Raw genomic sequence first — 18,644 nt, forward strand, 5'->3', positions numbered from 1 at the left:
CTTCGCCTCGGGGTCGCTGTCGATCGGGGGTGCGTTCACGGGATGGCCCGCGACCCATTCGTACAGGCGCCAGACATTGTTGTTGAGGCGCCGGTCGCCGGCGAAGGGCGCGCCGAGAGTCACCACCTTCTCAACGAGATCCGGCCGTTCCTGCGCGACGACCCGGGCGTAAAGGCCGCCGAGGCTCCAGCCGACGAGGATCACCTTCTCGCCGGCGCCGAAGCGCTCGATCCGTTCGGCGATCCGATCGACGATATCCTCGGTGACGCCGCGATTCAGCCCCATGCCCCAGCCGATCACCCGGAATCCCGCCTCGGCGAGCGCACGCTGGAGCCCGAGCGTCGTCCGGTCGGTGGCGAGGAAGCCTGGGATCACCATCAGCTTCGGTCCCTCGGCCGGGCCGCGCGCGCCGAGGCTTCCGAACGAGCGATAGAAGCGCGCGGCGAGTGCCCCGGCTTCGTAGAGGCGCATCCAGCCGGGCGGTGCCCGATCGTCCGGGCGGCTAGAGATATTCGCCACCCATCAGCTCGGCGAGCGCCGGGGGCAGCTTCATGCGGCCGTCGGCGGTCTGGTGATTCTCGAGCAGCGGGACGAGGATGCGAGGGGAAGCGAGCGCGGTGTTGTTGAGTGTATGGGCGAAGCGGACCTTGCCGTCGCGGTCGCGGTAGCGGAGGTTGGCGCGGCGCGCCTGCCAGTCGTGCAGGGTCGAGCAGCTGTGCGTCTCGCGATATTTACCCAGGCTCGGCACCCAGCTCTCGATGTCGTTCATCCGGAACTTGCCGAGGCCCATGTCGCCGGTCGAGGTCTCGATCACCTGATAGGGGATTTCGAGCGTTCGCAGGATCTCCTCGGCGAGGCCGAGCAGGACGCCGTGCCAGCGCGCCGATTCGTCCTCGTCCGCCGCGCACAGCACATATTGCTCGACCTTCACGAACTGGTGGACTCGGAGCAGCCCGCGCACGTCCTTGCCGGCGCTCCCCGCCTCGCGGCGGAAGCAGGGCGAATAGCCGGCATAGAGGAGCGGCAGCCGGGCGCCATCCACGATCTCGCCGGAATGGAGCGAGGTGAGCGCGACCTCGGCCGTGCCGGCGAGCCAGAGCTCGTCGTTGGGCAGCTCGTAGGTCTCTTCCTTGTGCCCCGGAAACTGGCCCTGGTTCAGAAACGCCTGCTCGCGCGCGATCGCGGGTACCGTGATCGGCGCGAAGTTCGCCGCGGCGAGCTTCTCCATCGCCCAGGCCATCAGCTTCATCTCGAGCAGCGCCAGCCGCCCCTTCAGGCAATAGGTGCGCGAGCCCGAAACCTGGGTGATCCGCGAGAGGTCCGCCCAGTCGTTCTTCTCGATCAGCGCGACATGGTCGAGCGGCGCGAAATCGAACCAGGGGACCTCGCCCTCGGTTCGCACCACGACATTGGCGCTCTCGTCGGGCCCCACCGGCGCCCCTGGCCAGGGGATGTTGGGGACGGCCATCAGCAGCGCGTCGAGCGCCGCCTGCTTTTCCGAAAGCGCGCTCTCGACGCTGCCGATCTCCGCCCCGATCGCCTTCGCCTTCGCGCCAAGCGCCGGCCGCTCCTCGGGCGCCGCGCCCTTGAACCCGTCCGAAATCGCGTTGCGTTCGGCGCGCAGCCCATCCGCCCGCGTCTTCAGCTCCCGCACCTCGCCGTCGAGCGCGAGCAAGGCGTCGAGATCGAGCGTCACGCCTTTGTCGGCGATCGCCTTGCGTACAATTGCGGCATTGTCGCGGATGAAGGGCAGGCTCAACATGGCGACAAGCCCTGCGGGGCCGGGTCGCAAAAATCAAGGAGCGCGGAGCAGGGTGGCGGAGACGGAGGGATTCGAACCCTCGGTAGGAGTAATCCCCCTACGGCGGTTTAGCAAACCGCTGGTTTCAGCCACTCACCCACGTCTCCGATGAAGGCCGGACGGGCTATATAGGCGCGATTCCAAAGGTTCAACTGGGGCCAATCGACTCGGCTGGGCGCGCCATCGACTCGCTTCGCCGCCGATTCATGGACGGGAAAGGTTGGCGGGCGCTAATCTCTCCGCAGGAGCGTGTGGGGGAATTTGAGATGCTGAAATCCTTGGTGAATCTGGTCGCTGCGGCCGCCCTGTTGGGGGCCGCGCCGGCGTTCGCGCAGATCCAGGAAATCGATCCGAACCGGGCGGCCGAGGCCGAGCAATATGGCTATCCGGTGGATGAGGATCCGGCCCCCGTCCAGACCTATGAGGACGATTCTTACGCTCCGGTCGATCCCCGGGCGGCCGAGGCGCCGAGAGCGCCCGAAGCATCCCAGGCGCCGGCCGCCGAGCCGTTCGACGCGCGCTCGATCCCGCTCTCTGGCCGGGGTGATACGGTTCCACGCGACGATTTGATCAACGCCGCGGAAGGCGTGTTCGGCCGCGGCGCGCAGGGACTTGCCCGGCTGATCGAGAACATCCTGCGCGATCAGGGCGAGCCGGTCGCCTATATCGCCGGCCAGGAAGCCGCCGGCGCCTTCATCTACGGCGTCCGCTACGGCTCGCGCACGATGCACCACCGGATCGAGGGCGAGCGACCGGTCTACTGGACCGGCCCCTCGATCGGCTTCGACGCCGGCGGCGACGCCAACAAGGTCTTCGTCCTCGTCTACAATCTGCACGACAGCCAGGAGCTGTTCCGCCGCTTCCCGTCCGGCGAGGGTCGCGCTTACTTCGTCGGCGGCCTCAGCGCGCAGTATATGCGCCGCGGCGACGTGGTGCTGATCCCGATCCGGCTCGGCGTCGGCCTGAGGCTCGGCGTCAATGCCGGCTATATGCGCTTCTCCGAACGCAACCGCTGGCTGCCCTTCTGAGTCCGCGTCAGGTCGTCGAGGAATGGGTGCGGCGATTCAACGCCGCCGACGCTGAAGCGCTCGCCGCGCTCTATCACGCGGACGCGGTCAATCATCAGGTCACCCAGGCGCCGGTCGCGGGCCGCGAGGCGATCCGCGAGATGTTCGCGCGCGAGTTCGCCTCCGCCGACATGCGCTGCATCGTCGAGGCGATCCACGACTGCGGCGAAGTCGCGGCACTCGAATGGCGGGACCCGCTGGGACTGCGCGGTTGCGGCTTCTTCACGATCCGCGACGGCAGGATCGCTTTCCAGCGCGGCTATTGGGACAAACTGAGCTTTCTCAAGCTGCACAGCCTGCCGCTGGATTGATCAGCCGACGACGCGCCAGCCCAGCGTCTCGCCGGCGTGGAAGGGGACCAGCCTTTCGGTACCGGCCGGAAGGGTTTCCGGCACGTCGATCAGAGCGCGCTCCAGCGTCACCGTGCCTTCGTTGAGTGGCAGGCCGTAAAAGCGCGGCCCATGCTCCGAGGCGAAGGCCTCGAAGCGGTCCAGCGCGCCCTCCGCCTCGAACACCGCCGCATAGCTTTCCAGCGCGAACGGGGCGTTGAAGATGCCGGCGCAGCCGCAGGCGCTTTCCTTGGCGCTCGTCGGATGCGGCGCGCTGTCGGTGCCCAGGAAGAATTTCGGGGAGCCCGAGGTCGCCGCGCGCCGGACCGCGAGCCGGTGCCGCTCTCGCTTGGCGACGGGCAGGCAATAGGCATGGGGCCTGAGGCCGCCCGCGAAAATCGCGTTGCGGTTGATGTGGAGATGGTGGGGCGTCACAGTCGCGGCGAGGTTCGGGCCGCGCGCCTCGACGAAGGCGACCGCCTCGGCGCTGGTGATGTGCTCGAAGACGATCTTGAGCGCCGGAAAGTCGCGGATCACGCCCGCCAGCACGCGCTCGATGAACACCGCCTCGCGGTCGAAGACGTCCACCTCCGGATCGGTCACCTCGCCATGGACGAGCAAGGGCATGCCGATCCGCTGCATCGCCTCCAGCGCCGGGCGGAGCTTGGCGATGTCGGTCACGCCCTGCGCGCTGTTGGTGGTGGCGTTGGCGGGATAGAGCTTCGCCGCCATCCAGGCGCCGGCCTCGAAGCCGCGCGCCAGCTCGGCCGGATCTGCCTCGTCGGTGAGGTAGCAGGTCATCAATGGCGTGAAGCCGTGACCCTCCGGCAGCGCGGCGAGGATGCGATTCCGATAGGCCTCCGCAGCCGCGGCCGTGGTCACCGGCGGCACCAGGTTCGGCATCACGATCGCGCGCGCGAACTGGCGCGCGGTGTAAGGCGCGACCGCCCCAAGCATCGGGCCGTCGCGCAAGTGGACGTGCCAGTCGTCGGGGCGGCGGATGACGAGACGGGTTGGATCGGTCACGCGCCTTCCCTAACTGGAGACCATGGCCGGAACCACCCTCGTCGATCGCGCCGTGCTCCGGGTCTCGGGCGAGGATGCGCGCGGCTTCCTGCAGGGGCTCGTCACCAACGATCTGGACAAGCTCGCGCCGGAGCGGCCGCTCTGGGCCGGGTTGCTGACAGCGCAGGGCAAGGCGCTGTTCGACTTCATCCTCTGGGCCGACGGCGACGATGTGATGATCGATTGCGAGCGGGTGGCGGCGGGCGATCTCGCCCGCAGGCTCACTCTCTACCGTCTGCGCCGTCCGATCGTGGTCGAACGCGAACCGGAGCTTTGCGTGCATTGGGCGAAGGATGGCGCAGAGGGCGTCGCCGATCCCCGCCTTCCCGCGCTCGGCCGCCGCTGGCTGGCCCCGGCCGCAGGGAAGGCGGGCGATGCGCCCTGGCTCGCCCATCGCCTGGCGCTGGGCGTCACGGAGGGCGTGGCCGAGCACGGTTCGGACAAACTTCTCTGGCTCGAATGCAATGCGATCGAGCTGAACGGCGTCGCCTTCGACAAAGGCTGCTATGTCGGCCAGGAGAACACCGCGCGGATGAACTGGCGCAACAAGGTCAACCGCCGGCTCGTCGTCGTCCCCGCTGAGGCGCCGGGGCCGCGGACGCGAGTCCATTACCCCGCGCTCGGGCTCGCCGTCGAGCATCGCCGCACCGACGATCTCGGCGGCGCGCTCATCCCCGGCTGGCTCGCCCCGGCGCTCGGCGGTTGACGCACGCCGAAACGATCGCCCATAAAGACAAGCAGTTGGCGTAGCTAAAGGGGGCTCGACATGCGGCGCACCATGTTTGGAGGGGCGCTCGCCGCCCTGATCCTCGCGGCTTTCTCGACGATTTCGATTCCGGCGGCGGCGCAGCCTCAGGCAGCGGCTCCGGCCCGGCCGGGTGGCAGCCTCAGGCCCTTCCGTTCCGACGCCGAGTTCCGCGCGCTGCTGGGGCGCCTCCAAGCCTGGCGCCAAGCCAATCCGCCGCCGCCCCCACCACCACCGCCGCCGCCGCCCGCGCCGCCGCCTCCGCCGCCGCCGCCCGGTTCGATGACGACCGCCGCCGCGCCTTCGGTCGACGGCGAGAGCATCACCAACACGCAGGAAGCCGGCATCGACGAAGGCGGCATCGTCAAAGTGCGGGGCGACATCCTTGTCGTGCTGCGGCGCGGGCGGCTGTTCACCCTCTCCATCGCCGGCGGGCAGATGCGGGCGATCGACCGGATCGACGCTTCGCCGCCGGGCGTCCCTCCACCGCGCAATTCATGGCAGGCCGACTGGTATGACGAGATGCTGGTCTCGGGCGACTGGGTGGTCGTGATCGGCTACAGCTATTCGCGCGGAGGCACCGAGATCAACCGCTTCCGGCTCTCGCCCGAAGGCAGACTGAGCTTCGTCGACGCGCATCACCTGCGTTCGAACGATTATTACAACAGCGCGAACTACGCCTCGCGGCTGATCGGCAACCGGCTGATCTTCTACACCCCGCTCTACCTGCGCTATGACGGCGACGCCGCCTCGGCTTTGCCCGGGATCAAGCGCTGGACCGGCGATGCCGCCGACCGCGATTTCCGCCCGATCGCAACGCCGCGGCAGATTTTCTATTCGCCCCAGATGATGCGCAATCCGGACGGGGTTCTCACGACGCTGCACAGCGTCACCACCTGCGATCTCACCGCGGCGGAGCTGGCTTGCTCGGCGATCGGCGTGCTCGGCCCCGCCTCGCGCCAATTCTACGTCTCGTCCACCGGCGTCTATCTCTGGCTTTCCGCCGACGAGCAGGAGCAGTCGCGCCGCTTCCCGTTCAACCGCTACATCTTCCGCCTGCCCTTCGCCCAGAGCGAGCGGCCCTCGGCGGTCGGGGCGCGCGGCGGGGTGAACGATCAGTTCGCCTTCCGCGAGGACCCGGCCGACGGCGTGCTCAACGTCCTCGTCCAGGCCTCGCCCTATGGCGCGGAGCTGTGGGAGCCGGAGGCGCCGGACCGGACGGTCGCGCTGATCCGCCTGCCGTTGAGCGAGTTCAACGACGGCTCGCGCGAGGTGCGCCGCCGCTTTTACCGGCTGCTCCCCAACCCGGCCAACCGCTATCTCAGCGAGAACCGCTATGTCGGCGATCACGTCCTTTCCGGCGTCCGCGTCGATGCCGCGAGGTCGGTGGTGGTCGCGGCAGCCTTGCGCGAGCCGGAGGCGGCGGAGCTCGAGCTGGGCCACGGCCTCAGCCGGATCGAGGCGCTCGGCCGGGACGCGCTGGTCGTCGGCGACGGGTCGGGCGGCAGCCTCGGCTTCACCGCGGTCGAGCTCGGTCAGCCTCGCGCCCGCCTCGGCGATACCTATGCCATGCCAGCGGCGACCGAGGGCGAGGCGCGCAGCCACGCCTTCTTCTACAATCCCGATCCTGCGACGCCGGACGGCGCCTCGGGGATCATGGGCCTGCCCATCGCCCGGCCGGTCGACGGGCGCTACACCAGCCTGTTCCGCAGCGCGGCGGGCATGCTCTACCTGCGCCGCGAGCAGCGCGAATTCAGCCCGCTCGGCACGCTCGACGCCCAGGTGCGCAGTGCGGTGGACGATGCTTGCGTCGCCTCCTGCCTCGATTGGTACGGCAATGCCCGGCCCATCTTCCTGCGCGGCCGCATCTTCGCCCTGCTCGGCTATGAGCTGGTCGAGGGCCGCCTCGGCGGGGAGCGCATCCGGGAGATCGGGCGTCTCAACTTCGCGCCGGCGCCGGCGGCACAGTAAGGAGGTCAGCCCTTAGGCTGAAATGCCCGCGCTCCGACGTCGATGACGCGGTTGCGGGGGCGCGGCTCTCACCATAAAACGTCGCCTCGGAAGGGGAGGCCGCGATGGGGGAGACGGGTCAGGGCCTGATCGGCGAATTGCAGGCGCCGCCGGCGCTGCGGCGGTTCGGCAGCGGCTGGTATGCGGGCTTCTTCGGCCTGCTCTTCGCGGTCACCGGCTTCGCGATGGTGCTCGTGCTGCGCTATCCGGATTGGCTCGGCAGCCCCGAGCTGGCGCGGGTGCGCGACGCCTCGGCCTTCCGGCCGATCGTCCATGTCGTGATCCTCGGCGCCTACGCACTGGCGGTGATCAGCCTGCTGCTCCGCGACAAGAAGGTGCTCGGCTCCAGCGCCTTGATCGTCGCTTTGGTCGCCGCCCTGCTCGGCGGTTCGAACGCGACCGAGCGCGACGTGGCGAGCTGGGGCATCTTCTTCGGGCTCGATTTCTTCATCCTCAACATGCTGCTCGCGGGCTTCATGTTCGCGCCGCTGGAGCGGCTCGTGCCCCACCGGCCGGACCAGCGCCTGTTCCGCGTCGACTGGCGGGAGGATCTGTTCTACTTCCTGATCAGCTCGATGATGGTGCAGGCGGTGACCTTCCTCACCTTCGCCCCGTCGACCTTCATCATGAGCCAGACCGGCAATCTCGCCGCGATCCGCGCCGCGATCGGCGGCCAGCCGCTCGTCCTGCAGATCGTCGAGGTCATGATCCTCACCGATTTCGCGCAATATTGGTTCCACCGCCTGTTCCATCGCATCCCCTTCCTCTGGGGCTTCCATGCGGTGCACCACAGCACCCGCGCGATGGACTGGCTGGCCGGCGCGCGGATGCACTTCATCGAGATCGTGCTGCTGCGCGGCGTCACCGCGGTGCCGATGCTGACCTTCGGCTTCTCCCCGGTCGCGCTGCAAATCTATATCGGCATCGTCTACGTCTATTCCTCTTTGCTCCACGCCAATGTTCGGGGCGATTTCGACCGGCTCGGCCATGTCATGGCGACGCCGCGCTTCCACCATTGGCACCACGCGCTCGAGGCCGACGGCGTCGACAAGAATTTCGCCATCCACTTCCCCGTTTTCGACCGGCTGTTCGGCACCTTCTACCTGCCGCCGGGGCGCTGGCCCGAAAATTACGGCGTGCCCGAGCAGGTGCCGACCGGTTATCTTCGCCAGTTCCTCTACCCGTTCCGGCGCAAGGCCGGATGAGACAGGGGCTCAGGCGCTCACCCAGCGGACGGCGGGGTCGTTGAAATCGACGACGTCGTTGAGCTCGTAGACGTTGCGATAGCCGTAACCGTAGAGGTTGATGAAGGTCTGGATGTTGAGCGCGACGGTGATCAGCTTGCGCGTCACCGGCGGCGCGTTGTTCGAGAAATTGTTGTTGCAGTAGATCAGGATCGGCCGGTCGCGGTTCGGCCCGACCGCCGCCGCCAGACTCTCGGCGGTGAATTCGGTGAAGGGCAGGTTGACGGCGCCTTCGATATGGCCGGCGGCGAAGGCCTCGCGCGAGCGCGCGTCGAGGACGAGCGTGCCGGGCGCCGCCGCCATGCGGTTGAAGCGGGCATGATCGATCAGCCGCGCCTGGCGGTGCGGCTGGACGGTCGCGGCGAGCCGCTGGAAGCCGCGATAATCAATCTGTGGATTGGTGCCCGGCTGGGCGAGAGCCGGCGCCGGGGCGCAGGCGAGGATGAGGAGCAGGGCGAAGCGGCGCATGGTGTGTCTCCGAACAGGTGGTGAATCTGGCGGGTTCAGCGGGGCGCGCGGGTGACGCCTCGCGACTCCGCGGCCACCCAGCGGATCCTCGGATCGTCCATCGTGACGAGCTCGCCCAGCTCGCGGACGTTGCGATAGCCGTAGCCGTAGAGATGCGCGAAGGTGGAGAGGTTGATCGCGAGCCGGCCGGCCTTGTTGACGACAGGGTCCCGGTCCTCACGGAAATTGTTGTTGCAGTAGATCAGGATCGGGCGGTTGCGATCGGGGCCGATCACCTCGGCAAGCTGCCGCTCGCTGAACTCGGTGAGGGGCAGGTTGACCGCGCCCGCGATATGCCCGGCGGCAAACTGGCGCTCGGAGCGGGCATCGAGGATCAGCACGTTCCGTTCCCGCGCCGCGGCGGCGAACGTATCCCAGTCGATCAGCCGCGCCCGCCGATAGGGCCTGACCTCCCGGATCAGCTCGGCATAGCCGTCATAATCCATCTGCGGATTGAGCGCCGACGGCTGGGCGGTGGCGGGGATTGCAGTGCACGCGAGCAGGAGCGGAACAACGATACGCAACATGACAGCCTCCTCTGGGTGGGGGAGGCGATTGATGCGGGCCCGAAACTTTATTCGCTCTGAATGGCGCGTTCATATGAGCGCAAAGGCGCGAACCGGGAAAGTGCCCATGCCGGCGATCTTCGGCGGCACGGCGGTGAAGGCGAAGCCGGCGTCGGGGAGCGCGCCGAGATTGGTCATATGCTCGCAGATCAGCACGCCCGCGCCGAGCAGGATGGTGTGGACCGGGCGCGAGCGCCCGCTCGTATCGTCGATATTGTGGCTGTCGATGCCGACCAGCCTGGCGCCGTCGGCGACGAGCCGTTCGGCCGCCGCGGCGGTGAGGAAGGGATGGCCGGTCTGATAGGCCTCGGTGCGCCAGTGCCGGTCCCAGCCGGTATGGACGAGCACCGCCTTGCCCGCCACGTCGAGCCCATCGAACGCGTCCGTGTCGATCGCCGTCGCATCCCTCCTCACGACGATCCCCGGGAGCGACGCGAGCTGCTCCAGCTTCAGCCCCGCCAGGTCGGCGCCCTCGGCATAGCGATGGAAGGGCGCGTCGAGATAGGTGCCGGTATTGGCGACCATGTCGATCCGCCCGATCTGGAAGGTCGAGCCGTCGTCGTAGAAGGCGCGGCTCGCCTCGCGTTCCCAAAAGTCGCAGATATGCGGCCCCGGCAGCCCCTTATAGGTGGTCATGCCGGCCTCGATCAGATGGCTGAGGTCGACGAGCGTTTGCGCTTCCATATCCCCCACAATGCCACCGCCGCGATTCCCATCCAGATCACATTGAGCGACGCCGAGGGCAAGGCCCCGTGCCACCAGCCGTTGAGCGTGAAGCCCGCCGCGCCGAGGAAGTTCATCCACTGGAAGGCGAGCGACTGCCCGGTCAGCCGCCCCGAGGTGACGAGCAGATAGGCAAGCAGGATCAATAGCGCGCCGGTCCAGCCGGCGAGCTCGACCCCGATCTCGGGCGCGGTCAGTGCGCGCTCCCCCGCGCCAGGCTCCTCAGCACATACTGGAGGATGCCGCCCTGGCGGAAATATTCGAGCTCGTGGGCGGTATCGATCCGCACCCGCCCGGCGAAGGTGGAGGACATGCCGTCGGCCTTCGTCACTTTCACCGCGATTTCCTTGCGCGGCGTCAAATCGGCGATGCCGAGCACGGTGAAGGTCTCGGTGCCGTCGAACTCAGGCACCTCGTCGAGGAACTGGAGCGGGACCACGCCCATGCCGACCAGGTTCGAGCGGTGGATGCGCTCATAGGTCTCGGCGATCACGGCCCGCACGCCGAGCAGGTTCGTTCCCTTCGCCGCCCAGTCGCGCGACGAGCCGGTGCCATATTCCTTGCCGGCGATGACGACGAGCGGCGTCCCCTCCGCCTTGTAGCGCATCGCCGCGTCGTAGATCGGCATCACCTCGCCAGTCGGGATATATTTGGTGATCCCGCCCTCGGTGCCGGGGACCAGCTTGTTGCGAATCCGGATGTTGGCGAAGGTGCCGCGCATCATCACCTCGTGATTGCCGCGCCGCGCGCCGTAGGAGTTGAAGTCCGGGCGGGCGACCCCGTGCTCGGTGAGGTATTTGCCGGCCGGGCTGTCGAGCTTGATCGCGCCGGCAGGGCTGATGTGATCGGTGGTGATCGAATCGCCCAGGATCGCGAGCGGCCGCGCGTCGACGATGTCGCCCGGCGCCACCGGGGTCATCGTCATTCCTTCGAAATAGGGTGGGTTGGCGATGTAGGTGGAGCCGGCCGGCCAGTCGTAGGTGTCGCCGCCGGAGACCCTGATCGTCCCCCAGCGCGCGTCGCCCTTGTAGACGTCGGCATAGCGGCTGCGGAACATGTCGCCGTGGACATAGGCGTCGATGAACGAGCGGATCTCGTCGTTCGACGGCCAGATGTCCTTCAGATAGACGTCGGTCCCGTCCGAACCCCGGCCGATCGGCGTCGTGATCATGTCCTCGACGACCGTGCCCTTGAGTGCATAGGCGACGACCAGCGGCGGCGAGGCGAGATAATTGGCGCGCACGTCCGGGCTCACCCGCCCCTCGAAATTGCGGTTGCCTGAAAGCACGCTCGCGGCGACCAGGTCGTTGGCGTGGATCGAGGCGCTGATCGGCTCCGGCAGCGGGCCGGAATTGCCGATGCAGGTGGTGCAGCCATAGCCGACCAGATCGAAGCCGATCGCGTTCAGATCCTCGCTCAAGCCCGCTTTGTCGAGATAGTCGGTGACGACCTGCGAGCCGGGCGCGAGGCTGGTCTTCACCCAGGGCTTGGAATCGAGCCCGCGCGCCCGCGCCTTGCGCGCGACCAGCCCGGCGGCGATCAGCACGGCGGGGTTGGAGGTGTTGGTGCAGCTCGTGATCGCGGCGATGACGACGTCGCCATGGCCGAGATCATGGTCGGCGCCGGCGACGGCCGCCCGGTTCGGCAGAACCGCCGGATCGAGCCCGAACTCCTTCTGGAAATTGCCGGTGAACTCGTCGTCGACCTGGCTCAGCACGACCTTGTCCTGCGGGCGCTTCGGCCCGGCGAGGCTCGGCTCAACGGTCGACATGTCGAGGCTCAATGTCTCAGTGAAGACCGGCTCGGCGCCGTCCGCGGCCAGCCACATGCCCTGCGCCTTGCAATAGGCTTCGGTGAGCAGGACATCCTCCTCCGGACGGCCGGTGAGGCGCATATAATCGAGCGTCTTGTCGTCGATCGGGAAGAAGCCGCAGGTCGCGCCATATTCCGGCGCCATGTTGGCGATCGTCGCCCGGTCGGCGAGGCTCAAGGCGGACACGCCCGGGCCGTAAAACTCCACGAACCGCCCGACCACGCCCTTGGTGCGGAGCATCTGGGTAACGGTCAGCACCAGGTCGGTGGCGGTGATCCCCTCCTTCAGCGCGCCGGTCAGGCGGAAACCGACCACTTCCGGGATCAGCATCGACACGGGCTGGCCGAGCATTGCCGCCTCGGCCTCGATCCCGCCGACGCCCCAGCCGAGCACACCGAGGCCGTTGACCATCGTGGTGTGGCTGTCGGTCCCGACGAGCGTGTCCGGATAGGCGACCTCGTCGGCATCGTCGCTCGCGCCGCCGACCTGCTTCGACGACCAGATTCCCCGCGCGATATATTCGAGATTGACCTGGTGGCAGATGCCGGTGCCCGGCGGCACCACCTCGAAATTGTCGAACGCGCTCTGGCCCCATTTCAGGAACTCGTAGCGCTCCATGTTGCGCTGATATTCAAGCGCGACATTCTCCTCGAAGCTCTGCGGCGTGCCGAAGGCGTCGACCATCACGCTGTGATCGATGACGAGGTGGACGGGGACGAGCGGGTTGATCTTCTGCGGGTCGCCGCCGAGCTTCGCCATCGCGTCGCGCATCGCGGCCAGGTCGACCACGGCCGGAACCCCGGTGAAATCCTGCATCAGCACGCGCGCCGGGCGATACTGGATTTCCTGCGCGGACCGGCGCTCCTTCTGCCAGTCGACCAAAGCCTGGACGTCCGCGACCGTCACCGTGTCGCCGTCCTCGAAGCGCAGCAGATTCTCGAGCAGCACCTTCATCGAGAAGGGCAGGCGGCTGACGTCGCCGAGCTGCTCGCCCGCTTTCTGCAGCGACTATTAAGCGTAGCGCTTGCCGCCGACCTTGAATGTGTCGCGGGTGTTGAGCGTATCGTGGCCGACGGCGGTCATGGCGTCCCCCATTTGCGTTCGAAGTGCTTTAGGATTGCGGGGGACGCTCGGCAAGCGAGCCGAACGGCCGGGAGATCAGCCAGCGAGCTTCAGGATCAGCGCCCACTCCTCGTCCCGGACGGGCGAGACGGAGAGGCGTGACTGGCGGACCAGCTCCATCGCCGCGAGCTTCGGCTCGGCCTTGATGTCCTTGAGAGTCACCGGCGCGAGCGGGCGGACCGGCGCGACCGGGACCTTGACCCAGGCGCCGTCCTCGCCGTCGGGCTTGCCCGGGCCGGCGATCTTCATGATCCCGACGATCCGGCGCTCGTCGCCGCTATGATAGAAAAAGGCTTCGTCCCCTGTCTTCATCGCGCGAAGGTGCAGCCGCGCCGCATTGTTGCGCACCCCGTCCCAGTCGGTCGCGCCGTCGCGGACGAGATCGTCCCAGCTGTAGACGTGGGGCTCGGACTTCATCAGCCATTTGGCCATTTCCCGGGTCGCTCCTCTCGCGTTCGGGCGAAATCCCGCCTAGATCAATCCGCCTGACGGCTCAACGCATGCTGATCCTCGGCCTCGCGCTGGCCGTCGCCGCCTGCGGCGAGCGCGTCCCGCAGAACGGATCGGGCGGCTCGACGACGCCGCCTTATGTCCGGGTGGAGGGCGATTCGTTGCTCGAACGGAGCGCGACGCCGGTGCGGATCGGCGAGATGGGCCCGGGCTTCGCCGCCTGCACCGCGCGCGGCACGCTGCGCGAGCGGCCCGGGGTCACGACCATCCCGGTCCGCGCCGCGCCCTACGATTCGGGCGAGGAGATCGACCGGCTCGACCTCGACGCCGAATTCTTCATCTGCTCGCGCTCGCACGATCAGCGCTGGTTCGGCATCGTCTATGACGAGGGTGGGACCGCCGCGGAGCGTTGCGGCGTCGGCTCGCCGGTGGGCCGGCGGCAGGCCTATGAAGGGCCCTGTGCTGCCGGCTGGGTGTCGAGCGCGACGGTCCGGCTGGTCTCCGGCGTGCCGCATCAGGTCCCGGTCGACAGCAACTCAACGCAATAATTCGCAACGGTTCCCCGCTTCGTCCCGTTCGCCTTTCGAGTCGTCGCTGCATTGCAGCATAAAGGGTTGATCCCGGGCATCCGGTCCGACATCTTGCTCCCAACGGTTTCAACGAGCGGGCCGCGGGCATTTGTGCCGCGCGGTCGGGCAAGACGGCGAGCATGGCATCCGGAGCACCCTTTTCGGGCTCCGTCGGAACCGCTCACCGCACTGGAATTCAAGCCAAATGATTCGATCGGTTCGCGCCGCGGGCTTCGCCGTGGCTGCTCTTCTCATCGCCGCTTTCGCGGGCGGCGACCAGCTCAAGGCATGGCAAAGCGGTCCGGTCGCGCCGACCGCGCACTATCTCGCCCACGCATCGGCCGCCGTCGATGTCGGCGAGCTCGGCCTGAACGGCGACGCAGTGCAGCCTGAAAACGCGCTCGCCGCCGGCCTCGGCCCCGCCGACCTCCACGCCGCGCTCGCGACCGAGCCGCCGCCGCCACCGTCGCTCGGCGCTCTGGTCGAGGAATATGGCGGCACGGAGACCGAAGGCCGGGAGCAGCATTGCCTCGCCAGCGCCGTCTATTTCGAAGCGCGGGGCGAGCCGCTCGAGGGCCAGCTCGCGGTCGCCGAGGTGGTCCTGAACCGCGCCCGCTCGGGCCGCTATCCGAACACGATCTGCGCCGTCGTCACCCAGCCCGCCCAATTCTCCTTCGTCCGCCGCGGCGTCATTCCGCGTGCCGACCGCGCTTCGCAGGCCTGGCGCCGCGCCGTCGCCTGCGCCCGCATCGCCCAGGCCGAGGCCTCGCGCCTGCTGCCCCGCGACGTGCTCTGGTACCATGCCAATTATGTCAGCCCCGGCTGGGGCCGCCGCCTCGAGCGCAACGCCCGCATCGGCCTCCACATCTTCTACAGCTAGCGCCGGACCGCGCATCGGTCACGCCGAAGCAACGTATCGCCGCGCATTCGGTTGTGCGTTGCGGAACATCGCCCCACGCGAGCCCGTTGTGCGCGCGGGGGTATCGCCCCAAAATTTGCCGTCTCGTCCTGTCCGGGAGACTTGTCTTGCGTATCGCCCAAATCGCCCCTCTCGCCGAAGCCGTCCCGCCCCGCCTTTACGGCGGTACCGAGCGGGTCATCTGGTGGCTCACCGAGGCCCTGATCGATCTCGGCCACGACGTTACCCTGTTCGCCAGCGGCGATTCGCGCACCTCGGCCCGCCTTGTGGCCTGCGCGGAGCAGGGGCTCAGGCTTTCGGGAATCAACGACCATCTCGCCAGCCTGCTCGCCATGCTCGATCGCGTGCTCTCCGCCGCGGACGCGTTCGATGTCCTGCATTTTCACATCGATTTCCTTCATTTCCCGACCTTCCGGCACCTCGCCGGCAAATCCCTGACGACGTTGCACGGGCGGCAGGATCTGCCCGATTTCTGGCCCGCCTTCCGGACCTTTCCCGAGATGAAGCTGGTCTCGATCTCGGACGCGCAGCGCCGCCCGATCCCGCACGCGAACTTCGCCGCCACCATTCACCACGGCATGCCCGCGGGCCTCATCCCCCCAGGGACGGGCGACGGCCGCTATCTCGCCTTCGTCGGGCGCATCTCGCCCGAGAAGCGCCCGGATCGCGCCATCCAGATCGCCCGGCGCGCGGGCATGAAACTCAAGATCGCCGCCAAGGTCGACCGCGCCGACGCCGCCTATTTCGACGACGACATCGCGCCGATGCTGGACGACCCCCTCGTCGAGTTCGTCGGCGAGATCGGCGACGCGGACAAAGCCGAGTTCCTCGGCAAGGCCCATGCCCTGCTCTTCCCGATCGATTGGCCGGAGCCGTTCGGGCTGGTAATGATAGAAGCGATGGCGGCCGGGACCCCCGTGATCGCCTGGCGCAACGGCTCCACCGCCGAAGTGATCGAGCATGGCCGCAGCGGCTTCCTCGTCGACAGCCTGGACGATGCGGTCGCGGCAGTGGAGGCGGCCGGCCGCCTGCCGCGCGCCCACGTCCGCGCCGCCTTCGAACGACGTTTCACCGCCGAACGCATGGCGCGCGACTATGTCCGGCTCTATGAAGCGCTCGGCGCGGCCGAACGGCCCGCTTTGTTCGGAGACAAGCTCATTGTGAACGCCTGAGAGGCATGAACGAGACCGCCCTCGCGACCGCATGGAGCGGCGCCCGGTCCGATCCGGACGCCGAGGATTATCATATCGAGGCGACCAAGTCGCTCGTCGAGCGGACCCTGAGGACGCTGAAACAGGGCGATCTGTTCGGCGTCTTCGACAAGCAGGGCGACTGCCGCGGCGGCGAGGGCGGTCCGGACGGGCTGTTCTTTCAGGACACGCGCTTCCTCTCCCAGCTCCAGCTCACGCTCGGCGGAGCCGATCCGCTGCTGTTGAGCTCGGTCGTGCTCGACGACAATGGCGCCTTCGTCGTCGATCTCGCCAATGCGGACCTCTATGACGGCCAGGACCGCCTCGTGCTGCAGCGGGATTCGATCCACGTCGGCCGCCTCAAATTCCTCCACGGCCAGACCTGCTACGAGCGGATCCGGCTGACGCGCTTCAATCCGCTGCCCGGCCCGATCCCGCTGGAACTGACCTTTGCGAGCGATTTTGCCGATCTGTTCGAAGTGCGCGGCGAGGAGCGTCCCCGGCGCGGCACGCTCCGTGCCGAGCGGGTCGACGAGCGCACCGTCCGCTTCCTCTATCTCGGCCTCGACGAGGTGAAGCGGACCACCAGCATCCATTTCGATCCGGCCCCGGACTCGCTGTCGACGCGCGGCGCCCGCTGGGACCTCGCATTCGGGGACAGCGGCCGGATCAACCTGGCGATGAAGATCGTCTGCGCGATCGACGAGGCGCCGAGCGAGCCGCCGCACCTCGTCAGCGCCTATTGGAGCAAGCGCCGCGGCAGCCGGAAGCGCCGGGCCGGGCGCGGCGCCGTCAGCAGCAGCAACGAGCTGTTCAACGCGGTGGTCGACCGGGCCGTCTCCGATCTCGACATGCTGCTCACCGACACCGAATACGGCCTTTATCCCTATGCCGGCGTGCCCTGGTACAGCACGATCTTCGGGCGCGACGGGATCATCACCGCGATCGAGACATTGTGGATCGCCCCCGACATCGCCAAAGGGGTGCTGACGACGCTCGCCGCGACCCAGGCGACGGACGTGGAGGAGGCCGCCGACGCCGAGCCCGGCAAGATCCTCCACGAGATGCGCGGCGGCGAGATGGCGCGCCTCGGCGAGGTGCCGTTCCGCCGCTATTATGGCAGCATCGACGCCACCCCGCTCTTCGTCCTGCTCGCCGGGATGTATCTGGATCGCTCCGGCGATCTGGTGACGATCCGCGCGATCTGGCCGCAGATCCGCGCCGCGCTTCGCTGGATCGACGAATGGGGCGATCGGGACGGCGACGGCTTCGTCGAATATCAAAGGATGCGCGCGAGCGGCCTCGCCAATCAGGGCTGGAAGGACAGCTTCGATTCGATCTTCCATGCCGACGGGCGCGACGCCGAGGGACCGATCGCGCTCTGCGAGGTGCAGGCCTATGTCTATGCCGCCAAAATGGGCGCCGCGCGGATCGCCCGCGCCCTCGGCGACGGCCCGCTCGGCGTCGCGCTCGAGGGCCAGGCGGAAGCGCTGCGCCAGCGCTTCGAGGACCTTTTCTGGCTCGACGAGATCGATTGCTACGCCCTCGCGCTCGACGGCAAGAAGCAGCCGTGCCGGGTGCGCTCGTCCAATGCCGGCCACGCCCTCTTCGCCGGCATCGCCGCCCCCGAGCGCGCGGACCGGCTGGCGGCAGCGCTCACCTCGCCACGCTTCTTCTCGGGCTGGGGGGTGCGCACCATTGCCGCGGGCGAGGCGCGCTACAATCCGATGTCCTACCATAATGGCTCGGTCTGGCCGCACGACAACGCCCTGATCGCGCTCGGCCTCGCCCGCTACGGCCGCAAGGGCGAAGTCGTGAAGCTCGCGCACGGGATGATCGAGGCCGCGATCTATGACGAGCTCCACCGCCTCCCCGAATTGTTCTGCGGCTTCACCCGGCGGCGCAAGCGCGGGCCCACAGCCTATCCGGTCGCCTGCTCGCCGCAGGCCTGGTCCGCCGCGGCGCCCTTCGCGCTGATCGCCGCCGCCGCCGGGCTGGAGATCGACCATGACGAAAATTGCCTGCGGCTCACCAATCCAGCGCTGCCCCAGCTGATCGAGAAACTGACTCTGAACGGCATCGGCGTCGCCGGGTCCCGGCTCGATCTCTGGCTCAGCCGGGTGGGGGACGACGTCTCGACGGCGGTGGTCCGCCGCGTCGGCGATGCGGCGGTGCGGATCGTCAAATAGGTTGACGGAAGCGTCCGCAATCTGTCAGTTCGGCGCCATGACGACGCGCGCGACCGTGCTGAGCTGGCGTTGGCGGTGGATTTCCTCCGCCGCGGCGGCGCGCGCGTATCGATGGTGAGGGACCTCTAGGTCCAATCTCTCGAATCGCATCGAGCCCGCCGCTTCCGGCGGGCTTTTTGTTTGCGTCCTCACCTTCGTCACGGGAATTCAGCTCATGTATCTCACCGTCACTCCGGCCGCGCCGACGGCCGATTCCGCCCCGCCCGCCCCGGTCGTCCAGGATTCGCTCGCCACCCTCTTCGCGGGCCAGTCTCTCTCGCGGGACGACACGGAAG

At 68.1% G+C, this 18,644-nt stretch carries 17 protein-coding genes, 1 tRNA gene and 1 pseudogene; 9 read left to right on the top strand and 10 right to left on the bottom strand.

Annotation, left to right across the window (positions count from 1 at the left end; genetic code table 11):
- The 3 genes from ACT4N8_RS08945 to ACT4N8_RS08955 all read right to left on the bottom strand — a co-directional run.
- On the bottom strand, positions 1-519 hold a 519-nt coding region (locus ACT4N8_RS08945), incomplete at its 3' end, for an esterase/lipase family protein (protein WP_444857785.1).
- Complete coding sequence (serS, locus tag ACT4N8_RS08950) at positions 503-1,762, bottom strand: serine--tRNA ligase (protein WP_444857786.1); 1,260 nt, start codon at positions 1,760-1,762, stop codon at positions 503-505. The genes serS and ACT4N8_RS08945, both read right to left, overlap by 17 nt.
- A 53-nt stretch (positions 1,763-1,815) precedes the next feature.
- Positions 1,816-1,908: transfer RNA gene (locus ACT4N8_RS08955), tRNA-Ser, on the bottom strand.
- 159 nt (positions 1,909-2,067) lie between these two features.
- On the opposite strand from ACT4N8_RS08955, the gene ACT4N8_RS08960 reads away from it, so the two are divergent.
- Positions 2,068-2,829, top strand: coding sequence for a DUF1134 domain-containing protein (locus tag ACT4N8_RS08960; protein WP_444857787.1), 762 nt, complete (start codon positions 2,068-2,070; stop codon positions 2,827-2,829).
- Positions 2,826-3,179 carry a nuclear transport factor 2 family protein gene (locus ACT4N8_RS08965; RefSeq protein ID WP_444857800.1) on the top strand — a complete coding sequence of 118 codons (354 nt, stop codon included), beginning with the start codon at positions 2,826-2,828 and terminating at the stop codon, positions 3,177-3,179. The genes ACT4N8_RS08960 and ACT4N8_RS08965 overlap by 4 nt, the downstream gene beginning before the upstream one ends.
- Here the strand turns inward: ACT4N8_RS08965 and pyrC are convergent, their stop codons facing one another.
- Positions 3,180-4,223 (bottom strand): dihydroorotase, encoded by a 1,044-nt coding sequence (pyrC, locus tag ACT4N8_RS08970; RefSeq protein WP_444857788.1) that lies wholly within the window; start codon positions 4,221-4,223, stop codon positions 3,180-3,182. It lies immediately after the preceding gene.
- A gap of 22 nt (positions 4,224-4,245) precedes the next feature.
- Between pyrC and ygfZ the strand changes: the two genes are divergently transcribed.
- The 3 genes from ygfZ to ACT4N8_RS08985 all read left to right on the top strand — a co-directional run bounded on the left by ygfZ (position 4,246) and on the right by ACT4N8_RS08985 (position 8,222).
- A complete protein-coding gene (ygfZ, locus tag ACT4N8_RS08975; RefSeq protein WP_444857789.1) occupies positions 4,246-4,968 on the top strand; it encodes a CAF17-like 4Fe-4S cluster assembly/insertion protein YgfZ in 723 nt (240 codons plus the stop codon).
- Positions 4,969-5,028: 60 nt separating this feature from the next.
- The gene (locus ACT4N8_RS08980) at positions 5,029-6,978 is read left to right on the top strand and encodes a beta-propeller domain-containing protein (RefSeq protein WP_444857790.1); all 1,950 of its coding nucleotides are present in this window, start codon (positions 5,029-5,031) and stop codon (positions 6,976-6,978) included.
- A gap of 104 nt (positions 6,979-7,082) precedes the next feature.
- Positions 7,083-8,222 (top strand): sterol desaturase family protein, encoded by a 1,140-nt coding sequence (locus ACT4N8_RS08985; RefSeq protein ID WP_444857791.1) that lies wholly within the window; start codon positions 7,083-7,085, stop codon positions 8,220-8,222.
- 9 nt (positions 8,223-8,231) lie between these two features.
- Here ACT4N8_RS08985 and ACT4N8_RS08990 read toward each other — a convergent pair whose 3' ends face one another.
- From ACT4N8_RS08990 to ACT4N8_RS09015, 6 genes and pseudogenes are all read right to left on the bottom strand, one after another.
- Entirely contained in the window at positions 8,232-8,729 is a 498-nt protein-coding gene (locus ACT4N8_RS08990; RefSeq protein ID WP_444857792.1) for a rhodanese-like domain-containing protein, read from the bottom strand.
- A gap of 35 nt (positions 8,730-8,764) precedes the next feature.
- Entirely contained in the window at positions 8,765-9,295 is a 531-nt protein-coding gene (locus ACT4N8_RS08995) for a rhodanese-like domain-containing protein (RefSeq protein ID WP_444857793.1), read from the bottom strand.
- A 69-nt stretch (positions 9,296-9,364) separates the two neighbouring features.
- Positions 9,365-10,018, bottom strand: coding sequence for a cyclase family protein (locus tag ACT4N8_RS09000; RefSeq protein WP_444857794.1), 654 nt, complete (start codon positions 10,016-10,018; stop codon positions 9,365-9,367).
- Positions 9,982-10,254 carry a CBU_0592 family membrane protein gene (locus ACT4N8_RS09005; RefSeq protein WP_444857801.1) on the bottom strand — a complete coding sequence of 91 codons (273 nt, stop codon included), beginning with the start codon at positions 10,252-10,254 and terminating at the stop codon, positions 9,982-9,984. The genes ACT4N8_RS09000 and ACT4N8_RS09005 overlap by 37 nt, the downstream gene beginning before the upstream one ends.
- A pseudogene (acnA, locus tag ACT4N8_RS09010) lies at positions 10,251-12,953 on the bottom strand (aconitate hydratase AcnA). Before acnA ends, ACT4N8_RS09005 begins: the two are co-directional and overlap by 4 nt.
- 75 nt (positions 12,954-13,028) lie before the next feature.
- Entirely contained in the window at positions 13,029-13,424 is a 396-nt protein-coding gene (locus ACT4N8_RS09015; protein WP_444857795.1) for an EVE domain-containing protein, read from the bottom strand.
- A gap of 68 nt (positions 13,425-13,492) precedes the next feature.
- On the opposite strand from ACT4N8_RS09015, the gene ACT4N8_RS09020 reads away from it, so the two are divergent.
- From ACT4N8_RS09020 to ACT4N8_RS09035, 4 genes are all read left to right on the top strand, one after another.
- The gene (locus tag ACT4N8_RS09020) at positions 13,493-13,990 is read left to right on the top strand and encodes a hypothetical protein (protein ID WP_444857796.1); all 498 of its coding nucleotides are present in this window, start codon (positions 13,493-13,495) and stop codon (positions 13,988-13,990) included.
- Between the two features lie 259 nt (positions 13,991-14,249).
- Positions 14,250-14,891 (top strand): cell wall hydrolase, encoded by a 642-nt coding sequence (locus ACT4N8_RS09025; RefSeq protein ID WP_444857797.1) that lies wholly within the window; start codon positions 14,250-14,252, stop codon positions 14,889-14,891.
- Positions 14,892-15,037: 146 nt separating this feature from the next.
- On the top strand, positions 15,038-16,102 hold the full coding sequence (locus ACT4N8_RS09030) for a glycosyltransferase family 4 protein (protein WP_444857798.1): 1,065 nt from the start codon (positions 15,038-15,040) through the stop codon (positions 16,100-16,102).
- 5 nt (positions 16,103-16,107) lie between these two features.
- The gene (locus ACT4N8_RS09035) at positions 16,108-18,309 is read left to right on the top strand and encodes an amylo-alpha-1,6-glucosidase (RefSeq protein ID WP_444857799.1); all 2,202 of its coding nucleotides are present in this window, start codon (positions 16,108-16,110) and stop codon (positions 18,307-18,309) included.
- Positions 18,310-18,644: the final 335 nt, after the last annotated feature.

The sequence above is a fragment of the Sphingosinicella sp. genome (assembly GCF_052387495.1).
Lineage (GTDB): Bacteria > Pseudomonadota > Alphaproteobacteria > Sphingomonadales > Sphingomonadaceae > Allosphingosinicella.

What these genes read in the sequence shown, in the direction of transcription:
- ACT4N8_RS09020 (WP_444857796.1), top strand. Translation starts at nt 13,493, where the DNA reads ATGCTGATCCTCGGCCTCGCGCTGGCCGTCGCCGCCTGCGGCGAGCGC.
- ACT4N8_RS09015 (WP_444857795.1), bottom strand. Translation starts at nt 13,424, where the DNA reads ATGGCCAAATGGCTGATGAAGTCCGAGCCCCACGTCTACAGCTGGGAC.
- ACT4N8_RS08990 (WP_444857792.1), bottom strand. Translation starts at nt 8,729, where the DNA reads ATGCGCCGCTTCGCCCTGCTCCTCATCCTCGCCTGCGCCCCGGCGCCG.
- ACT4N8_RS08960 (WP_444857787.1), top strand. Translation starts at nt 2,068, where the DNA reads ATGCTGAAATCCTTGGTGAATCTGGTCGCTGCGGCCGCCCTGTTGGGG.
- ACT4N8_RS09000 (WP_444857794.1), bottom strand. Translation starts at nt 10,018, where the DNA reads ATGGAAGCGCAAACGCTCGTCGACCTCAGCCATCTGATCGAGGCCGGC.
- ACT4N8_RS08985 (WP_444857791.1), top strand. Translation starts at nt 7,083, where the DNA reads ATGGGGGAGACGGGTCAGGGCCTGATCGGCGAATTGCAGGCGCCGCCG.
- serS (WP_444857786.1), bottom strand. Translation starts at nt 1,762, where the DNA reads ATGTTGAGCCTGCCCTTCATCCGCGACAATGCCGCAATTGTACGCAAG.
- ygfZ (WP_444857789.1), top strand. Translation starts at nt 4,246, where the DNA reads ATGGCCGGAACCACCCTCGTCGATCGCGCCGTGCTCCGGGTCTCGGGC.
- ACT4N8_RS08995 (WP_444857793.1), bottom strand. Translation starts at nt 9,295, where the DNA reads ATGTTGCGTATCGTTGTTCCGCTCCTGCTCGCGTGCACTGCAATCCCC.
- ACT4N8_RS08980 (WP_444857790.1), top strand. Translation starts at nt 5,029, where the DNA reads ATGCGGCGCACCATGTTTGGAGGGGCGCTCGCCGCCCTGATCCTCGCG.
- ACT4N8_RS09035 (WP_444857799.1), top strand. Translation starts at nt 16,108, where the DNA reads ATGAACGAGACCGCCCTCGCGACCGCATGGAGCGGCGCCCGGTCCGAT.